Source organism: Vibrio crassostreae 9ZC13, from assembly GCF_000272045.2.
Taxonomy (GTDB): Bacteria; Pseudomonadota; Gammaproteobacteria; order Enterobacterales; family Vibrionaceae; genus Vibrio; species Vibrio crassostreae_C.
This window is the reverse complement of sequence record NZ_AJYZ02000041.1, coordinates 540,241-564,620: the sequence shown is the minus strand read 5'-3', so window position 1 is coordinate 564,620 and position 24,380 is coordinate 540,241. Positions and strand designations below refer to the sequence as shown.

Here is a 24,380-nt window from a genome sequence, read left to right as displayed (position 1 = left end):
TTTTCTACATAGCGTAATAAACTGTAAAAAAGTTTCATTTTTAGTCCGTTAAATTACATGTATACAGCTATATTCGTGCTACTGAGAGTATATCCATAGCGTTGTACGGGCTAGATTCTGACATAATTTTTATTAATTTCGTGCGTCGGTTAACAGTTACTCAATAATAAATTACAAAATGAAACACTACCAACTAGCTTGCAACAGGCTTAAAACAAAAGTGAGATTCAATTAGTTTTTCTAAAAAGAATCACCCATTTCAAGTTAGTTTTTTTCATTCGCGTAAATTGAGTTTGTCCCTTACATTACGCGCCTAAACTATTCACAGATCAACCCTTCAACCTTAAGTACGCTAACTGGAGATCGCTCTCATGCAAGGCTTAGAACTCGCAATTTTTATGCAATTCTTCCTTGGGCTTGTTGCTGCCGTAAACCCAATCGGCATCATGCCTGTTTTTGTTTCTCTTACTGCTCATATGCCGCCAGAAGAGAGGAACAGGACAGCCTTACAAGCAAATATTGCTGTTGCCGTGATCTTGATTATGTCACTTGTTGCAGGGCAAATGCTTCTTGATATGTTTAGCATCTCGTTGGATTCATTCCGCGTTGCTGGTGGCTTACTGTTATTGAGCATCGCATTTTCGATGATGAGCGGTAAGCTCGGTGAAGATAAGCAGAACAAACAAGAGAAGTCTGAATACATCAGCAAAGAGCAGATCGGCGTTGTTCCACTTGCTATGCCGCTAATGGCAGGCCCAGGTGCAATCAGCTCGACCATTGTTTATGGTTCTCGCTACCCTGCTGCTATTGATACGGTCGGCATCGGCATTAGCATCATCGCATTCGCAACGTGCTCTTGGCTTTTGTTCCGTTCAGCGCCGGTTATCGTTCGCTTTTTAGGTCAAACGGGTATCAACGTGATCACTCGTATCATGGGTCTGATTCTTGGCGCATTGGGCATCGAGTTCATCGCCAATGGCCTACGTAATCTGTTCCCAGGCTTGGCATAACGTTTAACAACATTTCGGTTGCTCTATAAAGGGCAACAATATTGAAATATAGATGAGGCGAGTAAAGCAATTGGGCTTTCACTCGCCTCGTTATTATGAAGCTTGTATAATGACTGTTAATGCATTTAACAGAAGACGAACCTCTCCTTATGTCACGCAAGCCACTCAAGCATCATTTGTACGTCATTATCTTTGGTACTCACACGCCAGCCGGACGTGCATTTGATATAACTCTGATCGTTGCAATCTTGGCTTCGCTGTTGGTTCTGATCTTAGAATCCATCCCTAATGTGATGACCGAATGGTCACAACAGCTGCGTTATATCGAATACACCTTCACTGCACTCTTCACTCTTGAGTATTTGTTAAGGCTCTATTGCTCCCCAAAGCCAAAATCTTACGCCACCAGTTTTTATGGTGTCGTTGACCTATTGGCGATTCTTCCGACCTACCTAGCAATCATCTTCCCAGGCGCTTCATTTATGGGTGTGGTGAGACTGCTGCGTGTGATGCGTATCTTCCGAATTCTAAAGCTGGTTCGCTACCTGCAAGATTCCAATATTCTGTTGCGCTCACTATTAATGGCACGACGAAAGATACTGATCTTCTTTAGCACCGTCGGCATCTTGGTGGTTATCTTTGGCGCCTTGATCTTTGTTATTGAAGGTCCTGACAATGGCTTCACCAGTATTCCTCACAGTATCTATTGGGCCATCGTGACTATCACTACGGTAGGTTATGGTGACATGGTGCCGCAGACCGCGCTTGGTAAAGCCATAGCATCACTGACCATGCTATTGGGTTACTCTATCTTAGCAGTGCCAACCGGGATCATTACTGCAGAACTCAGTAATGAGATGAACTCGCACAAAGAATTGGTTAAGTGCCCGAACTGTAACCGAGCGGGTCATGATTCAGACGCCATGTATTGCAAGCACTGTGCTAGCGAATTAGCGGATCCAGACAAGCGTGTCGTCACCGACGAGAAATAAAAGCAGACACGAGATTCGAGTAGCGAGATGCGAAGAGATTTAAGGGCAGTTTCGAGGGCCGAATAACGAGGTAGCAATAAACTAAAAAGGGTTGACGTTTGTCGTCAACCCTTTCGGTTTATCAGCTAATAGAATTTAAGCAATCTTGCCTATTACGATTTCTCAGCAAGGATAATGCGTAGAGTACGACGTAGTGGTTCTGCAGCACCCCAAAGTAGTTGGTCACCAACCGTGAAGGCGTTTAGGAAGTCGTTACCCATCGACATCTTACGCAGACGACCGACAGGTACAGACATTGTGCCTGTTACTTTCGCTGGTGTTAGCTCCTGTGCCGTGATGTCGCGGTCATTAGGAATCACTTTAACCCAATCATTGTGCGTTGCGATGATCTCTTCGATCTCGTCCATTGGCACGTCTTGCTTAAGCTTGATCGTTAGTGCTTGAGCGTGACAACGCATTGCACCGATTCGTACACAAGTACCATCAATTGGGATTGGCTGACCATCTAGACCAAGAATCTTGTTCGCTTCAACACCGGCTTTCCACTCTTCTTTACTCTGACCGTTTTCACGCTTCACATCGATCCAAGGAATCAGTGAGCCTGCAAGCGGAGCACCAAATTGGTCTGTTGGGAATGAAGATGAACGAATCGTATCAGCCACTTTCTTATCGATATCAAGAATTGAGCTTGAAGGGTTTGCTAACTCAGAACTTACGCTGTCGTTGATCACACCCATTTGTGAGATCAGCTCACGCATGTTCTTAGCACCCGCACCAGAAGCTGCTTGGTAAGTCATGGCACTCATCCACTCAACCATGCCTTTCTCGTACAGACCACCTAGAGCCATAAGCATTAAGCTCACAGTACAGTTACCGCCAACGAACGTGTTGGTGCCGCTGTGAATGCCTTGCTGGATTTGAGCCAAGTTAACAGGATCAAGAGTGATGATTGAATCAGCATCCATACGCAGAGTAGATGCTGCATCAATCCAGTAACCTTTCCAACCTGCTTGACGCAGTGCTGGGTATACTTTTGATGTGTAATCGCCGCCTTGACAGGTAATCACAGCATCAAGCTGTTTTAGGCTATCAATATCAAAAGCGTCTTGAAGTAGACCCGCATCTTTACCACCTAAAACAGGGGCAGGAATACCAATCTGAGATGTGCTGTAATAAACAGGCTCAATCAAGTCGAAGTCTTTCTCTTCAACCATACGTTGCATCAGTACAGAACCAACCATACCGCGCCAACCAACTAGACCTACTCTCATCGCTCACTCTCCATGTATAAATTAAAAATTGCTCTCCCCCATCTATAAGTTTTTCAGAAACAGAACTCAAGTGCTTTTTGTCAAAAAGTGTAACTTTTTCGTTTCTTTTAAGTGAACGTAATGAATCGTGCAGTTATCTCTGTATCGACATTCCATCTCCACCTCATTGATTAAGCGTCCATTATCGTCAAATTCAAACATTTACATCGCCAAAGTCGATTCAATCGACGCTCATCACAAACAGTAAATCCCTCTTTTAAACCAAGGTTAATCAGAGTTTTATTTTACAAAACGAAAACAACGCGCGACAGATTTCAACATGTAACAATCATGAATGTAACAAAAATTTAGATTATGAAACCACAATTGATTGAGTTAACAGTCAAATATCACAACTTGGGCGTATTTTTTCGATATAATAAACTAATTACTGTAGTGTCCGTTTTGCACCACACACTATAACGAAGCACTATAAATGCTCGAAATCACAAGAGGCTTTTATGAAGCAGAGTAAAACTCGCCTACCGAACCTATTGCAGGTATTCATCGCGTTAGGACTATTTCTATCCCTTGCTTTTTCCTTTACTGCAAAGCTTGACCTTCCAATTCAACTTGCCTTGTATATTGGCTGGTTCATTATCATGGTTCTTGGTATTCGTCTTGGACACCAATACAAAGACTTAGAAAAAGCAGCACTCAAAGGAATATCCAATGGCTTAGGCGCGGTTTTAATACTTTTAGCCGTTGGCGCTCTTGTTGGTACTTGGATCTCAGGCGGGATCGTACCTACTATCATTTACTATGGTCTGAAAGCTATCCACCCTTCTATCTTCCTTTTAGCGACCATGATCATCTGTTCTCTAACTGCATTGGCGACCGGTACTTCTTGGGGTGCTGCGGGTACAGCAGGTATCGCGATGATGGGTATCGGCCAAGGCCTAGGTGTTCCAGCACCGATTACTGCAGGTGCCGTGCTGTCAGGCTGTTACTTCGGTGACAAGATGTCTCCTCTTTCTGATTCAGTGATTCTGGCTTCTTCAATGTCTGGTGTTGAAGTGGTTGAACACATCAAGGGCATGCTTCCAGTTGCGTTAATCAGCTACGTGATTACAGGCATCATGTTTACTGCGTTTGGTTTCCACTACGCGGGCAACGTTGACATGAGCCAAGTAGACTCTGTAATCAAAGCAATGGAAGTTCAGTTCTACATCACGCCTTACTCATTCGTTCCGGTACTTATCGTGCTTGGTCTGTTGGCTTTCCGTATGCCTTCATTCCCGGTCATCAGTTTTGGTTCTCTGCTGGGTATTATCTGGGCAGTCATGATCCAAGATATCGACTTCCTAACGGCATTCAACACTGCTTGGGCACCGTTCTCAATCTCATCTGGCGTAGAGTTTATTGATTCGATTCTTAACCGTGGCGGCATGTCTTCAATGCTAGGTTCAGTTGCGGTTATCGTATTTGGTCTAGGTTTCGGTGGCTTACTGGATAAAGTGGGCGTACTAGAGACAATCGCTAAGGTGTTTGAGCGCCGCGTAAACAGCGCAGGCTCACTAGCGACGAGCACAATTGGTACGGCCTTCATGGGTAACGTGTTCGGTTCTGCAATGTACGTATCGTTAATCCTTACGCCAAAAATCTGTGCGAAAAACTACGACCGTTTAGGCTACAAGCGTAAGAACCTATCTCGTAATGCTGAGTTTGGTGGCACGCTAACGTCGGGTATGGTTCCCTGGAGTGATAACGGTATCTACATGGCGAGTATTCTTGGTGTTGCGACGCTGTCTTACGCACCCTTCATGTGGTTAAGCTTCATCTGTATCATCGTGACTATCGTGACATCTTACATGGGTTGGTTCGTTGATAAGTGTGAACCAACAGCACCAGCGTTTGAAGCTGAAGAAGCGACCGAGTTAAGCAAGCAACAAGCTTAAGTTCAGGAGCTAACGCTTTCGAACGTAACTCAAAACGTTAATGGATAAATGCAAAAAGAGCGCCCTAGAGCGCTCTTTTTTGATCTGCTGATTTACTTATTTATCTATTTATTGGCGGTTCGTTTACCCAACCAGTAACCGATGCCTAACGGTGCAAAGAACACTACTAAGATAAACAGGATGAAGTAGATAATCACACCTTTGATTAACTCCATTAGCTTATCAATCGCCAGTACCACCACCTCTTGAGAGACGCGATCAAGGTCTTGCGTGAACAGTTCTCTTTCTGAAGTCACAATGCCGGCAATCTCGATGCGCTCTTTCGCAATCATCTCTACTAGAGCTTCTCTCTCACGTGTCACCATTTTTTCTAATGCCACACGTTCATCACTCAGCATCGCTAATTTTTGGTCGGTTTTATCACTGAGGTCGTTGAGCAATGGTTGCATTTCTGTCGACATAATAGAAGCCAGTGTTTGCATGTACTCCGGATTGTTCTCAATGAAGTCTTGCATGCTTGCTGATGTTTGACGAAGGCTTTCCAGCGTCATCGATAGGTCTTCACCCGTTAGTGAGCTATTCAATGCAACCAACTCCGCTTTCCACGACATCAGTTTTGGTGTCTGGTCAGCCATAAGGCTTAAACGATCAGATGCGTCACTCATTGCTTCTGGCATGGTGCCTAAGCTCTGAACGATTTGCGATTCGTCTTTACCAAGGTAATTTAGCCATTCACGGTAAGCAGGTGTGCTTCTGAATGTGAGGTCTTTAAATGGGTGGCTAGCAGAAAACTGCGCAACGAACGCTTTGCTGTTTTTGAAATCACTCGAGCTCAATACACCCTTTGCCAGCTTCTCGGCTTCTTGATCAAGAAAACGAGCGGTCTCTACTGCATCATCCGTCGCGAACAGATCCGCGCCGTCGCCTTGGCTATAAAACTGATTCATTTGGGCAGTGAAAACCCACGAGTCAATTAACGCAGACATTGGGGAAGTTTGGTAAGCCGCTTGTTGTAATCCCTGCTCTGCATGGATCTTCCAAAGCAACACATAAGATTGATGTAAAGTGTCATCAGCAGGATAAAATTGCGCGATTAAATCAGCCGAGTCTTCTACTCGTGTAAAAAACATCTTGGCGTATTCACGCGTCATGAGCCGAGCATTTAACTCTTGTTGAGTGAGAGGCGTCGTTTGACTATCTAACTTAACTTCTAAGAGAGAACAACCACTTAGCACAATGCTAAGCACCAACACCATCCAACTTCGACTCGAAACTCGTAACATATAAACCTCTGACAAAGACTAAGGGCGCTGATTGTATGAGCGCTTCGTCAGAGTATTGTCAAAAATCCTGTAAAAGTTAACGCTGACTGTCTAAATATTCATGAGCAGAATCCACAGAGGCTTTTATAGCCTGCTCTAGTTCAGCTAAATCATGTTCACTGATCGCACTGGACTGCTTCATTGTCATTTCAATGGTTGCGGCAATGATGGCTAACCGAGACGCTTTAATACTGCCAGCCACGCCTTTTAAGCTATGTACAATGCGAGCCGCGGAGGTTTCATCTTTAGTCAACAAAGACTTAAACTTCTCGTAGTCACCTGCGTGGTCTTGTACAAACACACCAAGCAAGAGTTCGACAGACTCAGCATCACCATCGAGCGTTTCTAACATGTCTTCGATATCAATCGCAGGCTTTGAATCTGTGACACTGGCAACGTGTTTCTCTACTACTGGCGCCTGTTCAGGGACTTGCTGAATAGAGTATTGCGGTACAACGGGTTGGCTTGTAACGTTAACGCTCTGCGGAGGTTGAGAGTCGGAAGACTGGCGCGTTGGCTTGTTCTCGGATACATAAGCGTCACTATCTGCTTGTTTCACTGCTGAGGAAACAACATCGCTATAAGAAGCGTCTTCCTTACTTGAATTAATTTCTAGTTCAGAGCTGAGTTCTTGGTCTGCTTCTTTCATCGTTTTTGTGGACCTAACGCCCCAAAACACTATCCCGCTCATCGCCACCAAGCTTAAGCCTAGCATCACCAACAATAGGTTGAATTGACGATCATGGAACTCAGCTTCGAGTTTTATGATCTGTTCATTTACTGAGTTTTTCTTAATCTTATCAACCAAATAGTTAAGCTGAGCGTAATCACTCAACAATGCTGACGCATCAGCCAGTAGTTGTTGGAGTGCATCTTGTTCTTCGTTTTCTAAGGAATAAGATTTTTCTAGAATGGAATCAAAGGCGCGATAAGTCGCTGACGAACTTTGATTTTCAGAATACATGGCTTCAAATACCACAACACCGAATTCGTTGAGGAGCGGTTTTAGCTGAGGGGAAAGCTCTTTATCAGCACGCAAGATCTTAATGTTATCAACGATGTCTTGAACTTGGCTTTCTATTGGAATGAACTCATCGAACTTTTCTAGGAACTGATCAGCTACGTACAACAGTTGGTTGACATCAGGACGAAACAAGGCGTGTTGGAAATCAGATTCAATCTGCAGTCGGATCGAATAAACCAACTGAGCATCGAGTGCGAGATCATTGATACGAGAGACTCGAAGCGGTTCTGAGAAATAAAGCGATTGCCTCAATTCGTTGACTCGAATACCGAGCTCTTCGATTTGAGCTAGAGAATTGGTGTAGGAACGGCTTAGATTAAGAAGAGCCAATGAAGGAAGTAACCACAGAGCCAAGAGCACAACCAAAAAGGTGGCTGGTTTTTTAAAGCGTTTGGGCTTTGCTACTGATTGTTCCATCTATATTCCTTGTGCGTGTTAACTTGAAGCCATGACCGTAGCTAAAAGATTAAGCACAAAATAAGCGACAACGTCCTGCTGCCGCTTTTATCCGTTAACTTCGGACTATGACTTATTGCGAGTCAGTTGGTCACGTAAGTTCGGTGGAGTGCCTTTAATCGTTAGCGTGTCTGTCTCCGGATCGTAAAAGATACGTTCGCCTAGAAGCAGACTATCAAAACTAACATTCAAACCGCCACCAGCACCAACAAATTTTGTTAGTTTACGCATAGTTGCGCGATCGGCTGGGAAGCTGTCTTCTAACTCGTAGCCTTGCTCACTAGTATAGTCAAAGAAGCTTGTGCCATCTGTGCTTGCTGGCAACTCACCAGAAAGTTCACGAACTTGTACTTCATCGCCCGCTTTAAGCTGCTCGTTACAGTAATCCGCAACCTGCTTTTTGTAGCTGATCGCTTCTTCTTTCTCTAATTTAGAGTCAGAAACGAAGTCTTCTACCGCTTGCATCAGTACTTGGTTCTGCTGTTTCGCATCCAAACCAACTTCAGCTTGTAAGAAATCTAAGAAGAAATCCGCGACTTTACGGCCAACACGTCCTTTAATGTAAGTTAAGTAACGGTTTGACTCTTTATCAGTCTCATAAGTTGAAAGGTCTAGACGAGCCGCGATATCCATTTTTGAGATATCAAGGTAGTCAGTCGCACTAATATCAAGCCCTTCAGTTACCTTTAGGCTTTGGTTTGAAGGCAATAAACCAATGAAAAGGTAATCTGTTGCAAGTGACTGATATTCAGCCATTACCAAGATACCTTCGTCAGCGAATGGGTACTTTGATAGTTCGTCTTTTAGACGTTGCGCACTCTTTTGAGAAAAATCGTAAAAGTTTGTCTCACCAGCACGAAGTTGATGCAACCACTGCTGGAATTCGCTGTCAGATTTGAAAGAACCAAACCCTTTGCCTGCTTTTGAATTAAAAACACGGTGAAGTTCAGCAACTAGGCTTTCAGATGAAGCATCGTTTTCTAGAGATTCAGCACGATAGTTAACAATCAGCTCATCCTGATCGTTCTTGCTCAGCTGGTGTAAAATTACGTTGGAAAGGTGAAGGCTCATAGTGAAAATATTACCGTTCAGGTTTCAGTTGTCGTGCATAGTAGGTTATCATAAGCCGCTTTTACTATCATTATTAGAGTCCTTATGCCGATTATATCTAAATACACAGATGATCAAGTTGAAAAAATCCTAGCTGAAGTAGGTGCTGTACTAACTAAGCACAAAGCTTCGCCAGAACTTTCACTGATGATCGCTGGAAATATCGCAACCAATGTCTTAAATCAGAATGTTGCTGCTTCACAACGCAAAGGAATTGCTGAAAAATTTGCCGAGGCTTTAATTTCTTCTCTTGAAGATAAAAAGTCTCACTAAATTTGATTGACGGATAAAAGAATTATAAATGGTAGACAGCGCAAACTCATATAGCGATCGTGTATCTCGACTGGTTGGTTGGGGTCACTGGTTTGCATTTTTCAACATCATTGCTGCGATGTTGATTGGTACTCGTTATATTACTCAATCTGCTTGGCCAGAAACCTTGCTAGGCCAATTCTATTTGGCTGCATCGTGGGTTGGTCATTTTGGTTTTTTAGTGTTCGCGCTCTATCTATTAGTGCTGTTCCCGCTCACTTTTATTCTTCCGTCGAGGAAGTTATTACGTTTGGTTGCCGTTATCTTCGCGACCATAGGTTTAACTGTCCTACTGATTGATACCCAAACGTATCAAAATATAAACCTCCACCTGACGCCTGTCGTGTGGGAGGTTTTATTCAGTGGAGAGGAATCTGCATTCACGTCTGATTTGCAGCACCTCTTCATTGTTATGCCATTTATCTTCTTACTACAGCTTGGTCTGTCTGAGTGGGTTTGGCGTAAGCAGCGTAAACTGTCTCATAAACACATTGGCCGTCCGATTACTGCCGTCTTCTTCTTGTGTTTCATCAGCAGCCACTTGACCTACATGTGGGCTGATGCGTACTTCTATAACCCAATTACTAGCCAGAAAGCGAACTTCCCACTGTCTTATCCAATGACAGCGAAAAGCTTTATGGAAAAACATGGCCTATTAGACCGTGAAGAGTACCTTGAGCGTTTAGAAGCGAACAAAGAGAACGTAAACCTAGTTAGCTACCCGCTAGAAAAAATTCAATACAACCGCCGCAGTGATGATCTTAATATCCTGATGGTGAGTGTGAACAACCTTCGCTCTGACGCACTTAATGCGACGGCGATGCCAAACAGCTATGCCTACGCGCAACAGTCGATCAACTTCACCAACCACTACAGTTCAAGTAACGATATGTTCGGTATTTTTGGCTTGTTCTACGGCCTACCGAGCAGCTACGCAAGCAGCATTGAAGCTCAGGGGTCAAGCGCAGTATTGCTCGATGTTTTAGAGAATCACGATTACAAGTTCGCTGCTTTCAGTGGCGACAACTTTAGCGATGCACTTTACTCGGATATTATCTTCCGAGGCCGTGATGTGATGCCAGAGCAAGCAACTTATGATGACCAGAGTGCCATAAAAGCTTGGTCTAACTGGATTCAATCACCGCAAGCTAAACGCCCTTGGTTTAACTTTATTGAATTAACCACACTGGATAACTTCGCCAGCTACGATTCAAGTTCAGAGTCGGACTCTACGCTAACGACAGCAGAGCGTTTTGCAGCAGACTATCAAAAGTCGGCGACAGCGGCCGATGCTCAGCTAGCAACTATCTACGCTGAACTGGAACGCTTAGAGCTTGCCGATAACACGGTGGTTATCATTACCTCTAACCACGGTACTGAGTTTAACGAAACCAAAACCAACAGCTGGGGTGCAAACTCCAACTACAGTCGTTATCAGTTACAAGTACCACTGTTTATCAGCTGGCCTGGCAAGTCTGCTTCTGAATACACCCACCGTTCTAGTCATCTAGACGTGTCAGTAACACTGATGCAAGAGCTATTGGGTGTATCTTCGAACCCAACAGATTTCAGTAGTGGTCGCAGCCTGTTTAATGAACGTAACAGAAAGTGGATTCTCGCGGGCGACTCTCGTGAACTTGCTCTTGTTACTGACCAGCAAACAACGGTGTTGGATAAATTTGGTAACTACAAATTGTACGACCAAAATTACAAGCGCCTGAAAAACGTAAGCCCTCGCTTACCTGTGTTGATGCAAGGCCTGACAGAGCTACAGCGTTTCTACACAAAAAATGACTAAATAATCAGCAAACAGCAAAGGGAAGCCAATGGCTTCCCTTTTTTATTGCCGTGAATGATTAGAAAACAAGCAACAAAACAAAATTATGAAAATTAAGGGTTTACAAGATCCTCCACCCCTTATATTATTCACGCCACTGGAGGGATGGCTGAGTGGTCGAAAGCACCGGTCTTGAAAACCGGCAACCGTTAATAGCGGTTCTAGGGTTCAAATCCCTATCCCTCCACCACTTTAAAGAAAGCCGCTGAGAAATCAGCGGCTTTTTTGCATCTGAAGCTTTTTAAAATATAAAGCTCATCTAACAAAACTCTCTACAGTCCCAGTTTCAAACCCATTCACTTTATACCTAGTTTTAAATTCCGATCTCACCGTTCTAAACTAAAAGTTCATGCGCCTAAGCCACTCCCCTCATAACTTTACCTGCAAGCCAATTAGATACTTTCTTTTTTAATAGCACAGAAACACTTCACGTATAACAAAAGTTGGGAATACTTGGCTTATTGAATATTAGATTTTGTCGGCTTCTTAATAAACCGAACAATAAATAATCATTCAGAACAAAAACACCAAAAAGCGTTCATAAAAAAAGCAGTCAGTTAATAAGGGTATTTACAAGCGAAAGCCACCCTTATATTATACGCGCCATTGGAGGGATGGCTGAGTGGTCGAAAGCACCGGTCTTGAAAACCGGCAACCGTTAATAGCGGTTCTAGGGTTCAAATCCCTATCCCTCCACCACATTAAAGAAAGCCGCTGAGAAATCAGCGGCTTTTTTGTATCTGGCGTTTGCGTAAAGAACTTACGTATTTTCCACTACGCCACCTTTCGGCTCACTTCAAAACGCCCAATCAATTGGTCTAAACGGCTCAACGCATTGCCCATCAAGGACACTCGACGTGCGAGTTGCTTAGTAGACAGTTGTAAGTCAGATATTGAACGTTGGGCTTTATCTGCCGTTTGTCCATTTTTCTGACTGTTTTCATCTAAGTTAGACATCGTGGTAAAGAGGTCACTCACCGCTGATTGAATTTGCTCACTGCGAGCATTTGAGTCGACTGTTAAGTTTCCTTTACTCACATTCTCGACACCTCGCTCCATGGACTCAACAGCACTGCGAGACTTACTATGCAGCTCTTTCATTAGGTCACTAATATGGTTAGCAGCTTGTGAAGTTCGGTCAGCCAGAGTTCTTACTTCAGAAGCGACGACAGAGAACCCTCTCCCGTGTTCACCTGCTCTTGCCGACTCAATGGCCGCATTCAAGGCCAAAAGGTTAGTCTGCGCGGTAATGTCAGTAATGATATCTATAATGTCAGACACCTTAGTCATTTCATTATTCACCTCATTCACGCTATGCGCCGAGCTTTCTACGATATTGCGAACAATCTCCATGCCTTCGACGGACTGATTGTACTCCTTCTCTGCGCTCAGGAAGGCTTGTTTCATCACCGTGTCCATTTGCGTTGCTGAGACACTCGCATGAGTAATTTCGCTCTGTTGATACTGACTCAAATGAAGCATATTGCTTAACGCTTGTGATGCATCATCACTGGTTTGCTTCATCACGACACTGCGACGAAACATCGATTCCGAAACCTCTCTAACTTCGTGACTCGCATGGATCAACTCACTCACCGTGTTATCTAAATTGTCGATAAAACTGTTAGTCCAGCGCCCTAAGTTGCCAAGTTCATTATGACTGAATGTGGTGGGATCAAGTCTCCGACTTAAGTTGCCATCACCTTCAGCTAAGGTCTGCATTACCCCGGTCATTTCATGAATCTTCTTCGCTAGTGGTTTGGCGCTAACTAAACGGAATAAGCCCAATGAAAGCAACGCGCAAGCGAACATAATGCCACTCTGCATAAAAGGTGTGAGTGTATAAAGGTTGGCAAACAGTAATGGAACAAATAGAGGCAGTAGCATGCAGCTGATAAAGTGCTTAGATAAGGTATAACTTAGACTTCGGTCTCTGTAGACCTCTTCTAAATCGGACTCACACATCATGCCAAAGGTATCTGGTGAACCATCCAATTGAAAAGTGATACCTTTGCCAATAACGGGTATGTGGCGATAGTCAGAATACCCCGGATAACCAATAAACAAGTTATTGCCATTTTTAATGGTTTCTCTTACGCCTGGGTGAAGCTGATTAGTGGCTGGGTCCGTAAAGCGAATCTCAAATTCGGTGTGGTGCTGGATCTTAACCGTTCCCCAATCAGTATGAATCCCTTGCTTTAAGTTCTCGCCGTGTGAAAAGGTATTATCTTCAAAGCGAGAACGAGAGAGCGCAACACCCGGCTGAGTATTAGGATCATGAATGGAGTCGACCATAAAGATATAGTTATCACCCGACTCGCTATAAATATGCCCCGCTTCTCTTTGAATAATGTCACCAATAACATCATTTGGAACACGACCACATAGGAATTGCGGCGCCCCTTCATCCCGAGAAAAGGGGACATAAAACATCAGCGTTACTTGGTCATGAAACGATGAACTCGAAGCCCCTACGTTCAACGTGCGCTGATCCATATACGGCCCATGCAGATAACGCTTTGAAGCCCCTTCAACTAAAGCCTTCTTATCTCCAAGAGTAACCCCGACATGCTCATGATAACTCGATGCTTGTGCTATCCCCTTAGCATCGACGATCGCCAACTCAGATAAATCCGTACTGCGTTTAAGAAGGCTAGCTAACGTCCCCTGAGCTTGTTCTTCCGTGCGACTAGCTAAATAAACCGCAGAGTCTTCTAAAAAATCCCATTGATTCTTGACCCAATTATGAAGAAGTTGAACTCGCGTGTGAGCAATACTTTCAAAAGCTTGTTCAAGCTCTTCCGTCCTACTTCTATTGAGGAAACAAGCTCTGCGCATAGCCAGTTTTCCTGTTGCGCCAAACCAATTAAGCCAACTACGTTCCTTGTCCGTCAGGTTCATTTTTATCCCTTGTGTTTTTATAGACACATGGGTAAAGCAATTTACAGACCACAATTAATCACACAAATACGTAACTAATTAATAAAAAAGCACTTTATATGAATCAAAATGGTGCAACCGTGTCTTTTATGGTGCAGGATGCGCTTATTTCACACCATCATTTCAATGAGCTATCAGGCGCTAATTTGAGAGGTTAACCGTAAACATGATAAGCCGCTTTTAACAGCTGCATGTGAATCGGCACCAGATCTTGGTGTTTAGTGCGGTACCCGCCACCGACTACGCATGCCATCGAAATAGACTCTGATTTCGCTAATTCAATCATCAAACAGTCGCGCTCGAATATCCCTTGTGTCGAGACATTCAAGTAACCCAGTTCATCGTCTTGATGGATATCGATCCCCGCATCATAAATAATCAGATCAGGTTGATGGTGAGCAATCGCTAACTTAGTGACTTGTTCAAAACAACGTAAGAACTCTTCATCTTCTGTTTCACGACTTAACGGTACATCTAAATCAGACAGCGGTTTTCGTGCAGGAAAGTTTTTGTCGCAGTGGAATGACAGAGTAATGATGTCGTCATTCTCTTGGCAAAGAGTCGCTGTGCCATCACCATGATGAACATCGCTGTCGACGATAAGCACTTTATCGATGTGTTCAAAGGTCAACGCATGTTTTGCCGCTAACACCAGATCGTTCAACAAACAAAAGCCGCTACCAAAATCATGGTGTGCGTGATGATAACCACCACTCAAATGAATCGCTAAACCACTCTCTATTGCCATTTCAGCGGCCAAGCAGGTTCCACCACTTGAGTAGAGTGTTCTCTCAATAAGTTGTTCACTCCAGGGGAAACCGATACGTCTCATCTTTGCTGCGGGCAAATTACCAGAAACAAGCAAATCCACATACTCACTATCGTGAACCTGTTTTACCTGTTCAACCGAAACCGGCGTTGGTTGGAAGATTTCAAACTGACGCTTCCATAGAGGATCACGATCCATTAACGCCTCAACAGCACTGTGTAACAACTGATATTTGTTAATCGGGTAACGGTGACCTTCTGGTAAAGGTAACTGCGAATAGATTGGGTGGTAAATTAAAGGAATCATAATCAGGTTAATTGCGTATCTTTCTCAAAATCATAACAGTCTCAGCCTAGGCGACAACCTTAATTAATGATAATAGTTATCATTAACTTGATTTTCAAAAAGAGACAACAATGAAAAACGTAATACTCATCTTTGGGGTGATCTGTGGCTCAGCGGCAGCAGTAATGATTTTTGTAGGAATGCTAATGGCCAGTTGGTGGAGCGTTGATTTTCTCGTGTTAAGCCATCAAACTTAACTAATTGAACTGAAAAGGAATCACCATGAGCGTTATTTTTATTACTGGAGCGAACCGCGGCATTGGCTTAAGCCTGACTCGACAATACTTGGAAAGTAATCACAAGGTGTACGCGACTTATCGTGATGACAATTCAGCAAAAGAACTGCTCTCACTCGCAGACCACAACACCAACCTTACCTGTATTCAATTAGAGATAACCGATTACCAAGCAGTAAGCCAACTCCCTTCGCAAATAAAGTCGATTGATATCTTGATCAACAACGCTGGCTACTATGGCCCTAAAGGCTACGGGCTGGGTAATACCGATGTTGAAGAGTGGCGTCGTGTATTCGAAGTCAACACCATCGCTCCACTAAAGCTTGTCGAAACGCTATTGCCTTTACTCAAAGACAGCGATATCAAAAAGGTCGCTTGTTTATCCTCTAGAGTCGGCAGTATGTCAGAGAACACCTCAGGCGGCGGTTACATCTATCGCTCCTCTAAAGCCGCTCTAAACTCCGTGGTGAAGAGCCTAAGCAACGACTTAACCGATGATGGCTTTACGGTGTTAGCACTGCATCCAGGTTGGGTGCAGACTGAAATGGGTGGCCCTAATGCTCTGATCGACACCGACACTTCAGCTTCCGGCCTGATTGAAGTCATCGAGTCAGCGAATACCGAAGTGAGTGGTCACTTCTTCAATTTCGATGGCAGCGAAATTGACTGGTAATCCACAGATGAATGCAGGGCATCTCTCAAACCTAGTTAAGCACTCAACGCTGTTTTGTCTAACAGTGATGCTAGCTGGCTGTTTCAGTGATGGCCCCGGCGACTTGTTCGACGACTATCAAACAAAGATAGCCAGAGTACAAGATGCTGACGAGATAATAGAGGAATGGGAATTTGAAAGCCTACCGAGAAAACGAGAACTGCTGCTTGACGTGCCCTCACTCTCTATCGGCCTCATAGACAGCTACCAGCTTCGTCAGTGTGGATTGTTCAATCTGATTGCAGAAAGAAATTCGGTTCTGGGCAAGGTCGCGGATGAGTTTCGTAATTACGATTATCAAGTCGCGCTACTTGAAGGCGTGGGCAAATGTTTATCCAGTAATGAATTAGACCCAGAGATCGTAGAATTACTAAGAGAAATTGAGCAACAGAAACTCGCACAGTTTCCACTGCATCAATGGAATCTCATCTATGCCAGCGATGCTATGCAGTCACAAATGCGGGGTAGTCAGTGGTTACGCGCTGATATAGGCGATCAGGTACGACAAACCAGTGATGCGTTAGAACACATCAATCAAGCGTTAAACACATCGCTCGTTTCCGGCAAAACCACTGAGGTTCAAGAAGTATTAGAGAAGAGTTCGACCCTTGGGGATTTATACTACTCGCTCGCTCGGGCGTCAGTTGAGCTTGATACCATCACCAAACAGCTGACAACTTTTGATGACAAGATCATCTGTGGTAAACAACGAGACACCACTAAGTTCCGCTATCTCAACAATGTGTTCGAGCAACAATACATAGGTAAGGTTCAGCCTTACATGGCGCAACTGGATGGCTACTATCAGCACATAGCCCCGCAACTAGGAATGTTTGACGCGCAACCTGAACTGCACAGTTATTACTTTCCCATCCAAGATGCACATCAAGCCTTTCGATCATCCACTCGTCGCCATGTTGACTATTGGCAGCAACTGTTTAAACGTTGTGGCCGTAAAGTCGGTCGCTAATCCTAACCTCAATAAGTCTTAGCTTTTAGTGCTCTTTTTAGCGGAAGTACCTTTCTTAGCATACGTACCTGTCTTGGCGTAAGACTTCTTCGCCCCACCGCCTTTACGGCGTTTGAAGGCAGGTCTCTCGACTTTAGGAAGGTGGCGGAGTGATTCAGGAACTTCTCCCGTTTTTACTTTACCCATTAAACCATCAATCTTGCTTTCTAACGCTTGCATGAAAGGCTGATACGCTTGATTTCGTTCTGCCATGCCTTGCAGCTGGTGCTCCCAATGTGCCGTCATGTCTGGGAAGGTAGAATCCTCAGGTAAGGCATGAATCAAGCCTCTGCCCGCAGGGCTACTGTGAATACTCTTACCTTGGCGCGTTAGCAGCTGCCTTTTGAATAGAGTATCTAGAATACCCGCACGGGTTGCTTCTGTGCCAAGGCCATCGGTTTCTTTCAAAATGGCTTTGAGATCTTTGTTCGCGACAAAGCGCGCGATACCTGTCATCGCTTGGAGCAATGTCGCTTCTGTAAAGTGTTTTGGTGGCTCGGTTTTCTTATCGCCAATGACACCTTCACGACAGGTGAGCACAGTGCCTTTATCTAACGGAGGAACCGTATCCGTGCCATCCCCTTTTTCTTCGGTATCCGTTTTACCCATCAACACCTTCCAACCCGGGTTGATAAGCTGACGCCCTTTTGCGATGAACACGCCACCAGCGATATCAAAGACCAGCTTAGCATCAGCAAAAACCGCAGGTGGGTAAAACTGCATTAGATACTGACGAGCGATTTGCTGATAGATTTTCATCTCGTTGGCAGACAGGCCGTTCACCGATGACTTCTTCGGAGTAGGAATAATCGCGTGGTGAGCATCGACCTTACTGTCGTTCCATGCTTTTGATTTAAGAGAAAGGTCCGCACCTTGAGCGCCACTTTGCAGCTCTTTCGCATTGTTAGCGATAGCATCAACGATCGATTCTCGCTGCGAGTAGTGCTCTTTAGGTAGATAGCGGCTATCAGAACGTGGGTAAGTGATGAGTTTGTGTTTCTCGTACAATGACTGACACGTATCTAACACCTGTTGAGCACTCATACCAAAACGCTTAGACGCATCAATCTGCAAGGCTGACAGCGAGTAAGGCAGTGGCGCAGCTTGTTTACTTTGCTTTTGCTCTGATTCCGTCACCGTCGCGGGTTGATTCGCAATTCGGTTAGCCACATTCTCAACCAGCTTTCGATTGAGCACGCGCCCTTCTTCATCTTGCCATGGTTTACATGCTTCGCTTGGCTTCCAACGCGCACGAATATCAAAGCTCTGGCCGTGATTTTGATAAGGGATCAAAGCGTGCAAAGTGAAGTAATCTTTCGGAATAAAGTTTTCGATCTCTTCATCGCGCCTTACCACCAAACCAAGTACAGGCGTTTGTACTCGCCCGACCGACAACACACCTTGGTAGCCAGCCTTTTGACCGAGTAAGGTATAAGCACGAGTCATGTTCATGCCATACAGCCAATCGGCTCTAGAGCGCGCTAATGCGGAAATAGAAAGCGGAATAAAGTCACGGTTGCTGCGCATTTGAGAAAGTGCACGTTTTACGGCAGGTAAGTTCAAGTCGCTGATCAGTAGCCTGTCCATCGACTCTTTCTTAGCCTTAGAGACTTTGCAGTAATCAATCACTTCATCAACCAGCAACTGCCCTTCTCTATCCGGGTCTCCGGCGTGAACAATTTGAGTGGCGTCCTTCAATAGCTTTCGGATCACCGTGAGCTGTTTGCTTGAAGTCTTACGCGGTCTTAGCTGCCATTGCTCCGGCACGATAGGAAGATCGGCTAAATTCCACTTCTTATAACGGTCGTCATAAGCATCCGGCTCAACCTGCTCCAATAAGTGTCCAATACACCAAGTCACCACATCCCCATTGCCACATTTGATAAACCCTTGGTCTTTCTTTTGTGGATTAGGTAGTGCAGCGGCGATCGCGCGGCCGAGGCTTGGTTTTTCAGCAATAATAAGGCGAGACATGTTTTTCCAGATGCTACAAACAATTAGAGCCACATTATCTAATGTGGCTCTAATAAATCAAGAAAAACTGGTTGTTTATACAGTTAGCATTCCACTATTCAAGCTTCAGCTTTCTTTATAAAAACTCAACGAACTTAGAGAAGTCGCGCTCTGGCACTTTCATTGGTGTACAGCCTGGAGTGCCTAGGTATAGGAAGCCAACAATTTCATCGTCGCCTTCTAGGCCAAATGCTTGGTGTACTTCTGTGTGGAACATCCATTTACCTGAGCGCCAAAAGCCTTGGAAACCTTGTGCGACTGCGGCCATTTGCATCGCCTGTGCAGCACAACCCGCAGACAGATGTTGTTCGATAGCAGGCACTTTCTCGTGCTCAGTTACTTTGGCAATCACAGTAATCACCATCGGAGCTCGGAACGGCGCTTTTTTTACTTTCTCGATAACCGCTTCTTCGCTGTCATCCGCTTCAGCGGCGCGCACCAAGATGTCTGAAAGCTTTTGTAGGCCTGAACCTTGCGCGATAACAAAGCGCCATGGTGTTAGTGCACCGTGGTCTGGAGCACGCAGCCCTGCTTTGATGATGTTTTCTAACGCCACACCTTCAGGTGCCGGATCAGAGAGTTTTGCGATTGAGCGTCTGTTGAGCAATAGATCCAAAGCATCCATTTGAAGTCCTTACTATTTCTTTATTATTTGTATACTTGAACTTTAGCACAGAATACAAACGATAATAAATCTCAACCACTGCCCATTTGGGCTCGATTAGAAACAATAAAGGCTCCTAAATCTATGACTTAGGAGCCTTGTTCAAAATCTAACTCAGCGAATTAAGTAACAATATCTACCGATAAAATTACAGCTTGATAGCTGATTCTATAACTTAATCGCTAGCTCAACACCTTGACGGATAGCGCGTACCGCATCTAACTCACCGGCATAATCGGCACCGCCTATCACGTGCAGTTTGCCACCAAACTCTTGCCACATGTCTTCGAATGGACGAACTGACACCTGACCTGCACATACGATAACCGAGTCAACATCCAGCACCTGCTCTTTCTTACCAACGCTGATATGCAGACCTTGGTCATCAATCTTGTTGTAGCTCACGCCACCCAGTAGATTAACACCGCGTTTTTCTAGTGTGCGTTTGTGAATCCAGCCTGTAGTTTTGCCCGGACCTTTACCAACACGACCCGCTTTACGCTGCATCACCCACACCGTTTTATCGCTGAATGAATCAGGGTAAGGGTAAAGTCCGCCTGGGTGTTCCATATTCTTATCGATGCCCCACTCATGCAGCCAATCGTCTAGGCTGTGTGAAGTCGGTTCTGTCAGCATGGTTGCCACATCGACACCAATACCACCAGCACCAACAATCGCGACCTTTTCGCCTACTGGTGTCTTTTCACGAATCAAGGTTTGGTAATCGACCACGTTTTCTTGGTCAATGCCCTCAATATCGAGCTTTCTTGGCTCTACGCCAGCCGCCATCACGACTTCATCGTACTTCAACAACATCTCAAACGTTGCCTCAGTATCCAGTTTCAGGTTCACGCCTGATGCGTCGATTTGGTTAGCAAAGTAGCGAATCGTTTCTCTGAATTCTTCTTTACCCGGAATCTGCATTGCCAATCTAAACTGACCGCCGATACGGTCATTTTTCTCAATCAAGTCAACCTTATGCCCACGCTGAGCTAAAGTCGTTGCACAGGCTAAACCGGCTGGGCCTGCGCCGACAACCGCAATGGTCTTAGTCGCTTGCGCTGGCTGAACAACAATTTCAGTCTCGTAACAAGCGCGTGGGTTCACCAAACAGCTCGCACGTTTACCTTTAAACACGTTATCAAGGCAAGCTTGGTTACAACCGATACAGGTATTGATGAACTGAGCTTGGTCTTGAGCTGCTTTATTAACAAAATCCGGGTCTGCCAAGAATGGACGCGCCATAGACACCATATCAGCCTGCCCAGAGCTAAGAATACGTTCGGCCTCTTCTGGCGTATTAATTCGGTTACATGTCACCACTGGGATCGACACGTATGGTTTCACTTTTTCCGTCACCCAAGAGAATGCGCCTCGTGGTACTTGCGTCGCGATAGTCGGAACACGTGCTTCATGCCAACCGATACCGGTATTGATAATGGTAACGCCGGCTTCTTCCAGCTTTTGAGCCAGAAGAACAACATCTTCAAACGTGCTGCCTTGTTCAACCAAATCAAGCATCGACAATCGGAAAATAATAATGAAATCTTTACCCACAGCTTCGCGAATCGATTTAACAATCTCCAGCGGGAAACGCATGCGCTTCTCATAAGAACCGCCCCATTCGTCGTAACGCATATTGGTACGTTTACAGATGAATTGGTTAATCAAGTAACCTTCAGATCCCATAATCTCAATGCCGTCGTAACCCGCGACTTGGGCGAGTTCGGCACTGTTGGCAAAGGCACCAATGGTCTTTTTAATCTGACGAGGGCTCATCTCACTCGGTGCGAACTTAGCGATTGGCGCTTTAATACCCGAAGCACTTTGCGCGAATGGGTGCATGGCATAGCGGCCAGCATGCAGCAACTGAAGGGCAATCTTACCGCCATGCTTGTGCACGGCCTCGGTAACAACTTGGTGAGCTTTTGCATGCTTCACTTTACTGAATTCAGCACTAAATGGGGTTAATCTGCCACGTAAATTAGGAGAGAAACCACCGGTAACAATAAGGCCAACGCCTCCTTTTGCTCGCTCTTCATAAAACGCGGCGAGTTTGTGGAGACCTTCTTTATTTTCTTCTAAACCTGTATGCATTGATCCCATCAATACACGGTTACGTAACTGGGTAAATCCAAGATCGAGTGGTTCAAGTAAATGTGGGTACATGGCAGACATCACTTCTATTATTTTATCCTTGTGGTCTGACCACAGTATAGTTCAATTACCAAAAGTTCAAACAACCGTTTACATTTTTGTAACACCGATCATAATGCTGCACGTATTAATCGTTCAGAAGCCCTTAATTTGACTACACTTAATGAGAATATATATCGATTAACAATTCTTGGTGTAGTTTGAGCTTGGGAATTATCGTAGGATACTAAGCAGTTCATATTATTGAGATTAATGGTACTACGGCTTGTTAAAGCGACGTGATCTCACTGCGGAGACAGAATGAAAAAAATATTCAAATTTATAGGCATGTTCTTTAAAGGGATTTGGAAGCTCATTACGTTTGTACGTCTTGCGCTGGTTAACCTAGTCTTTTTACTCAGTATCGCCATCATCTACTTTGTGTACTTCCATTCAGATACGGCTCAACCGACGGTTCCTCAGGATTCGGCTTTAGTGCTTAATCTGTCTGGCCCTATTGTGGAACAAAGCCGCTATATCAATCCGATGGATTCGGTCACAGGTTCACTACTTGGCAAAGACCTTCCAAAAGAGAACATCCTGTTTGATATCGTTGAAACGATTCGCTACGCAAAAGACGATGACAAGGTTACTGGTATCGTTTTAGCTCTCAAAGAGCTGCCAGAAACCAACCTGACCAAGCTGCGCTACATTGCTAAAGCATTGAATGAGTTCAAAGCATCAGGCAAACCGATTTATGCGGTGGGTGACTTTTACAACCAAAGCCAATACTACCTAGCCAGCTACGCAACTAAGGTATTCCTATCACCAGATGGTGGGGTTCTTCTTAAAGGCTATAGCGCTTACTCGCTTTACTACAAAACGTTGTTAGAGAAACTAGACGTCAACACGCACGTGTTCCGTGTGGGCACTTATAAGTCAGCTATTGAGCCTTTCATTCGTGATGACATGTCAGACGCAGCGAAAGAGTCCGCTTCTCGTTGGTTAAGCCAACTATGGGGTGCGTACGTTGATGATGTCAGCAATAACCGTCAAATAGACGCTAAGACACTGAACCCAAGCATGGACACCTTCTTGAAAGAACTTAAGTCTGTGGACGGTGACATTGCAAAACTGGCCGAGAAACTTGGCTTAGTGGATGAGCTAGCGACACGCCAGCAAGTTCGACTAGAGCTTGCCGATGCTTTCGGCAGTGACGGCCAAGACAGCTACAACGCGTTTGGTTACTACGAATACCGTACAACCATGCTTCCAAACATGACTAGTGAATCACACGACGTTGCCGTGATTGTAGCGAGCGGCGCAATTATGGATGGCAAGCAACCACGTGGCACCGTTGGCGGCGATACCACAGCAGCCCTACTGCGCCAAGCACGTAACGACGATAAAGTGAAAGCGGTTGTACTTCGTGTCGATAGCCCAGGTGGCAGTGCCTTTGCTTCTGAAGTTATCCGTAATGAAATAGAAGCGATCAAGCAAGCGGGTAAACCGGTTGTTGTGTCGATGTCGAGCCTTGCTGCTTCGGGTGGTTACTGGATCTCGATGGGTGCGGATAAGATCCTAGCTCAGCCAACCACACTAACGGGTTCAATTGGTATCTTCAGTGTTATCACCACCTTCGAAAAAGGGTTGAACGATATTGGTGTTTACACTGATGGCGTTGGCACCTCACCTTTCTCAGGTCTTGGTATTACAACTGGACTTAGCGATGGCGCGAAAGACGCGTTCCAAATGGGCATTGAAAACGGATACCGCCGATTCATCAGCCTAGTTGGAGAAAATCGCGGTCTAGAAGTCGATGCTGTCGACAAGATTGCTCAAGGTCGAGTTTGGACAGGTCAAGATGCGATTCAGAAAGGCTTAGTCGATGAGATTGGTGATTTCGATGATGCGGTTGCAGCTGCGGCTTCACTTGCAGAGCTTGAAAGCTACAACATCTACTGGGTAGAAGAGCCACTTTCGGCCACTGAACAATTTATTCAAGAATTTATGAACCAAGTTCAGATGTCGATAGGCCTAGATATTCAATCGATGATACCAAGCAGTTTACAGCCTGTTACTCAGCAGTTAGCTCAAGATAGCCAGCTGTTAGGCAGCTTTAACGACCCACAAGGCCGATACGCTTTCTGCTTAAATTGCCAAGTTCAATAAGTTGAGCCAATAACTCAATGACTAAGGGGTACCTCTGTGTGAGGTGCCTCTTTTTATTGCATGATAATTCGCTATAATCGCCCCCCTGTTCCCTACATCACACTAAGTATTAA

Annotated in this window: 18 protein-coding genes and 2 tRNA genes; 11 read left to right on the top strand and 9 right to left on the bottom strand. The window is 44.9% G+C overall.

Going from position 1 to position 24,380, the window contains the following annotated elements; translation table 11 throughout:
- The first annotated feature begins 371 nt into the window (after window positions 1-371).
- Together A136_RS17020 and A136_RS17015 are read left to right on the top strand one after the other, a co-directional pair.
- Entirely contained in the window at window positions 372-1,010 is a 639-nt protein-coding gene (locus A136_RS17020; RefSeq protein WP_017061184.1) for a YchE family NAAT transporter, read from the top strand.
- 149 nt (window positions 1,011-1,159) lie between these two features.
- Window positions 1,160-2,002, top strand: a complete 843-nt coding sequence (locus A136_RS17015; RefSeq protein WP_029235134.1) for an ion transporter — start codon at window positions 1,160-1,162, stop codon at window positions 2,000-2,002.
- 152 nt (window positions 2,003-2,154) lie between these two features.
- Here A136_RS17015 and asd read toward each other — a convergent pair whose 3' ends face one another.
- A complete protein-coding gene (asd, locus tag A136_RS17010; RefSeq protein ID WP_017061186.1) occupies window positions 2,155-3,273 on the bottom strand; it encodes an aspartate-semialdehyde dehydrogenase in 1,119 nt (372 codons plus the stop codon).
- 500 nt (window positions 3,274-3,773) lie between these two features.
- Between asd and nhaC the strand changes: the two genes are divergently transcribed.
- Window positions 3,774-5,210: a Na+/H+ antiporter NhaC gene (nhaC, locus tag A136_RS17005; RefSeq protein WP_017063453.1), complete on the top strand. Its 1,437-nt coding sequence runs from the start codon at window positions 3,774-3,776 to the stop codon at window positions 5,208-5,210.
- Window positions 5,211-5,314: 104 nt separating this feature from the next.
- Here the strand turns inward: nhaC and A136_RS17000 are convergent, their stop codons facing one another.
- The 3 genes from A136_RS17000 to yejK all read right to left on the bottom strand — a co-directional run bounded on the left by A136_RS17000 (window position 5,315) and on the right by yejK (window position 9,083).
- Window positions 5,315-6,493 (bottom strand): hypothetical protein, encoded by a 1,179-nt coding sequence (locus A136_RS17000; RefSeq protein ID WP_017061188.1) that lies wholly within the window; start codon window positions 6,491-6,493, stop codon window positions 5,315-5,317.
- 76 nt (window positions 6,494-6,569) lie between these two features.
- Window positions 6,570-7,973 carry an Hpt domain-containing protein gene (locus A136_RS16995; RefSeq protein ID WP_017063451.1) on the bottom strand — a complete coding sequence of 468 codons (1,404 nt, stop codon included), beginning with the start codon at window positions 7,971-7,973 and terminating at the stop codon, window positions 6,570-6,572.
- Window positions 7,974-8,078: 105 nt separating this feature from the next.
- Window positions 8,079-9,083, bottom strand: coding sequence for a nucleoid-associated protein YejK (gene yejK / locus A136_RS16990; RefSeq protein WP_017061190.1), 1,005 nt, complete (start codon window positions 9,081-9,083; stop codon window positions 8,079-8,081).
- 84 nt (window positions 9,084-9,167) lie between these two features.
- On the opposite strand from yejK, the gene A136_RS16985 reads away from it, so the two are divergent.
- From A136_RS16985 to A136_RS16970, 4 genes are all read left to right on the top strand, one after another.
- Window positions 9,168-9,395, top strand: a complete 228-nt coding sequence (locus A136_RS16985) for a YejL family protein (protein WP_004734063.1) — start codon at window positions 9,168-9,170, stop codon at window positions 9,393-9,395.
- A gap of 28 nt (window positions 9,396-9,423) precedes the next feature.
- Window positions 9,424-11,232 carry a DUF3413 domain-containing protein gene (locus A136_RS16980; RefSeq protein ID WP_017063450.1) on the top strand — a complete coding sequence of 603 codons (1,809 nt, stop codon included), beginning with the start codon at window positions 9,424-9,426 and terminating at the stop codon, window positions 11,230-11,232.
- Between the two features lie 138 nt (window positions 11,233-11,370).
- Window positions 11,371-11,461, top strand: a tRNA-Ser gene (locus tag A136_RS16975).
- Between the two features lie 418 nt (window positions 11,462-11,879).
- Window positions 11,880-11,970, top strand: a tRNA-Ser gene (locus A136_RS16970).
- A gap of 75 nt (window positions 11,971-12,045) precedes the next feature.
- Here A136_RS16970 and A136_RS16965 read toward each other — a convergent pair.
- Together A136_RS16965 and A136_RS16960 are read right to left on the bottom strand one after the other, a co-directional pair.
- Complete coding sequence (locus A136_RS16965) at window positions 12,046-14,172, bottom strand: methyl-accepting chemotaxis protein (protein WP_017063449.1); 2,127 nt, start codon at window positions 14,170-14,172, stop codon at window positions 12,046-12,048.
- A 193-nt stretch (window positions 14,173-14,365) separates the two neighbouring features.
- On the bottom strand, window positions 14,366-15,286 hold the full coding sequence (locus tag A136_RS16960) for a histone deacetylase family protein (RefSeq protein ID WP_017063448.1): 921 nt from the start codon (window positions 15,284-15,286) through the stop codon (window positions 14,366-14,368).
- 110 nt (window positions 15,287-15,396) lie between these two features.
- Between A136_RS16960 and A136_RS23130 the strand changes: the two genes are divergently transcribed.
- The 3 genes from A136_RS23130 to A136_RS16950 are packed head-to-tail and all read left to right on the top strand — an operon-like array spanning window position 15,397 to window position 17,243.
- Window positions 15,397-15,522 (top strand): hypothetical protein, encoded by a 126-nt coding sequence (locus tag A136_RS23130; protein WP_017063447.1) that lies wholly within the window; start codon window positions 15,397-15,399, stop codon window positions 15,520-15,522.
- Window positions 15,523-15,547: 25 nt separating this feature from the next.
- Entirely contained in the window at window positions 15,548-16,234 is a 687-nt protein-coding gene (locus tag A136_RS16955; RefSeq protein WP_017063446.1) for an SDR family oxidoreductase, read from the top strand.
- Window positions 16,212-17,243, top strand: coding sequence for a DUF3080 domain-containing protein (locus tag A136_RS16950; protein ID WP_017063445.1), 1,032 nt, complete (start codon window positions 16,212-16,214; stop codon window positions 17,241-17,243). The genes A136_RS16955 and A136_RS16950 overlap by 23 nt, the downstream gene beginning before the upstream one ends.
- A gap of 18 nt (window positions 17,244-17,261) precedes the next feature.
- On the opposite strand, the gene A136_RS16945 is transcribed toward A136_RS16950, so the two are convergent.
- The 3 genes from A136_RS16945 to A136_RS16935 form a co-directional block, all read right to left on the bottom strand.
- Window positions 17,262-19,256 carry a DNA topoisomerase III gene (locus A136_RS16945; RefSeq protein WP_017063444.1) on the bottom strand — a complete coding sequence of 665 codons (1,995 nt, stop codon included), beginning with the start codon at window positions 19,254-19,256 and terminating at the stop codon, window positions 17,262-17,264.
- 115 nt (window positions 19,257-19,371) lie between these two features.
- Complete coding sequence (locus A136_RS16940) at window positions 19,372-19,920, bottom strand: NAD(P)H nitroreductase (RefSeq protein WP_017063442.1); 549 nt, start codon at window positions 19,918-19,920, stop codon at window positions 19,372-19,374.
- A gap of 207 nt (window positions 19,921-20,127) precedes the next feature.
- Window positions 20,128-22,137: an NADPH-dependent 2,4-dienoyl-CoA reductase gene (locus A136_RS16935; protein ID WP_017063441.1), complete on the bottom strand. Its 2,010-nt coding sequence runs from the start codon at window positions 22,135-22,137 to the stop codon at window positions 20,128-20,130.
- Window positions 22,138-22,416: 279 nt separating this feature from the next.
- Here A136_RS16935 and sppA point away from each other — a divergent pair, with 279 nt between their 5' ends.
- Complete coding sequence (sppA, locus tag A136_RS16930; RefSeq protein ID WP_029235133.1) at window positions 22,417-24,267, top strand: signal peptide peptidase SppA; 1,851 nt, start codon at window positions 22,417-22,419, stop codon at window positions 24,265-24,267.
- The last annotated feature ends 113 nt before the right edge of the window (window positions 24,268-24,380 follow it).

Bases quoted from the DNA above. Each gene is read 5' to 3' on its own strand.
- A136_RS16940 (WP_017063442.1), bottom strand. From the start codon at position 19,920: ATGGATGCTTTGGATCTATTGCTCAACAGACGCTCAATCGCAAAACTC.
- A136_RS17000 (WP_017061188.1), bottom strand. From the start codon at position 6,493: ATGTTACGAGTTTCGAGTCGAAGTTGGATGGTGTTGGTGCTTAGCATT.
- A136_RS16935 (WP_017063441.1), bottom strand. From the start codon at position 22,137: ATGTCTGCCATGTACCCACATTTACTTGAACCACTCGATCTTGGATTT.
- A136_RS16995 (WP_017063451.1), bottom strand. From the start codon at position 7,973: ATGGAACAATCAGTAGCAAAGCCCAAACGCTTTAAAAAACCAGCCACC.
- sppA (WP_029235133.1), top strand. From the start codon at position 22,417: ATGAAAAAAATATTCAAATTTATAGGCATGTTCTTTAAAGGGATTTGG.
- A136_RS17015 (WP_029235134.1), top strand. From the start codon at position 1,160: ATGTCACGCAAGCCACTCAAGCATCATTTGTACGTCATTATCTTTGGT.
- yejK (WP_017061190.1), bottom strand. From the start codon at position 9,083: ATGAGCCTTCACCTTTCCAACGTAATTTTACACCAGCTGAGCAAGAAC.
- A136_RS16965 (WP_017063449.1), bottom strand. From the start codon at position 14,172: ATGAACCTGACGGACAAGGAACGTAGTTGGCTTAATTGGTTTGGCGCA.
- A136_RS17020 (WP_017061184.1), top strand. From the start codon at position 372: ATGCAAGGCTTAGAACTCGCAATTTTTATGCAATTCTTCCTTGGGCTT.
- asd (WP_017061186.1), bottom strand. From the start codon at position 3,273: ATGAGAGTAGGTCTAGTTGGTTGGCGCGGTATGGTTGGTTCTGTACTG.
- A136_RS16955 (WP_017063446.1), top strand. From the start codon at position 15,548: ATGAGCGTTATTTTTATTACTGGAGCGAACCGCGGCATTGGCTTAAGC.
- A136_RS16945 (WP_017063444.1), bottom strand. From the start codon at position 19,256: ATGTCTCGCCTTATTATTGCTGAAAAACCAAGCCTCGGCCGCGCGATC.
- A136_RS16980 (WP_017063450.1), top strand. From the start codon at position 9,424: ATGGTAGACAGCGCAAACTCATATAGCGATCGTGTATCTCGACTGGTT.
- A136_RS16985 (WP_004734063.1), top strand. From the start codon at position 9,168: ATGCCGATTATATCTAAATACACAGATGATCAAGTTGAAAAAATCCTA.
- nhaC (WP_017063453.1), top strand. From the start codon at position 3,774: ATGAAGCAGAGTAAAACTCGCCTACCGAACCTATTGCAGGTATTCATC.
- A136_RS16960 (WP_017063448.1), bottom strand. From the start codon at position 15,286: ATGATTCCTTTAATTTACCACCCAATCTATTCGCAGTTACCTTTACCA.
- A136_RS16950 (WP_017063445.1), top strand. From the start codon at position 16,212: ATGGCAGCGAAATTGACTGGTAATCCACAGATGAATGCAGGGCATCTC.
- A136_RS23130 (WP_017063447.1), top strand. From the start codon at position 15,397: ATGAAAAACGTAATACTCATCTTTGGGGTGATCTGTGGCTCAGCGGCA.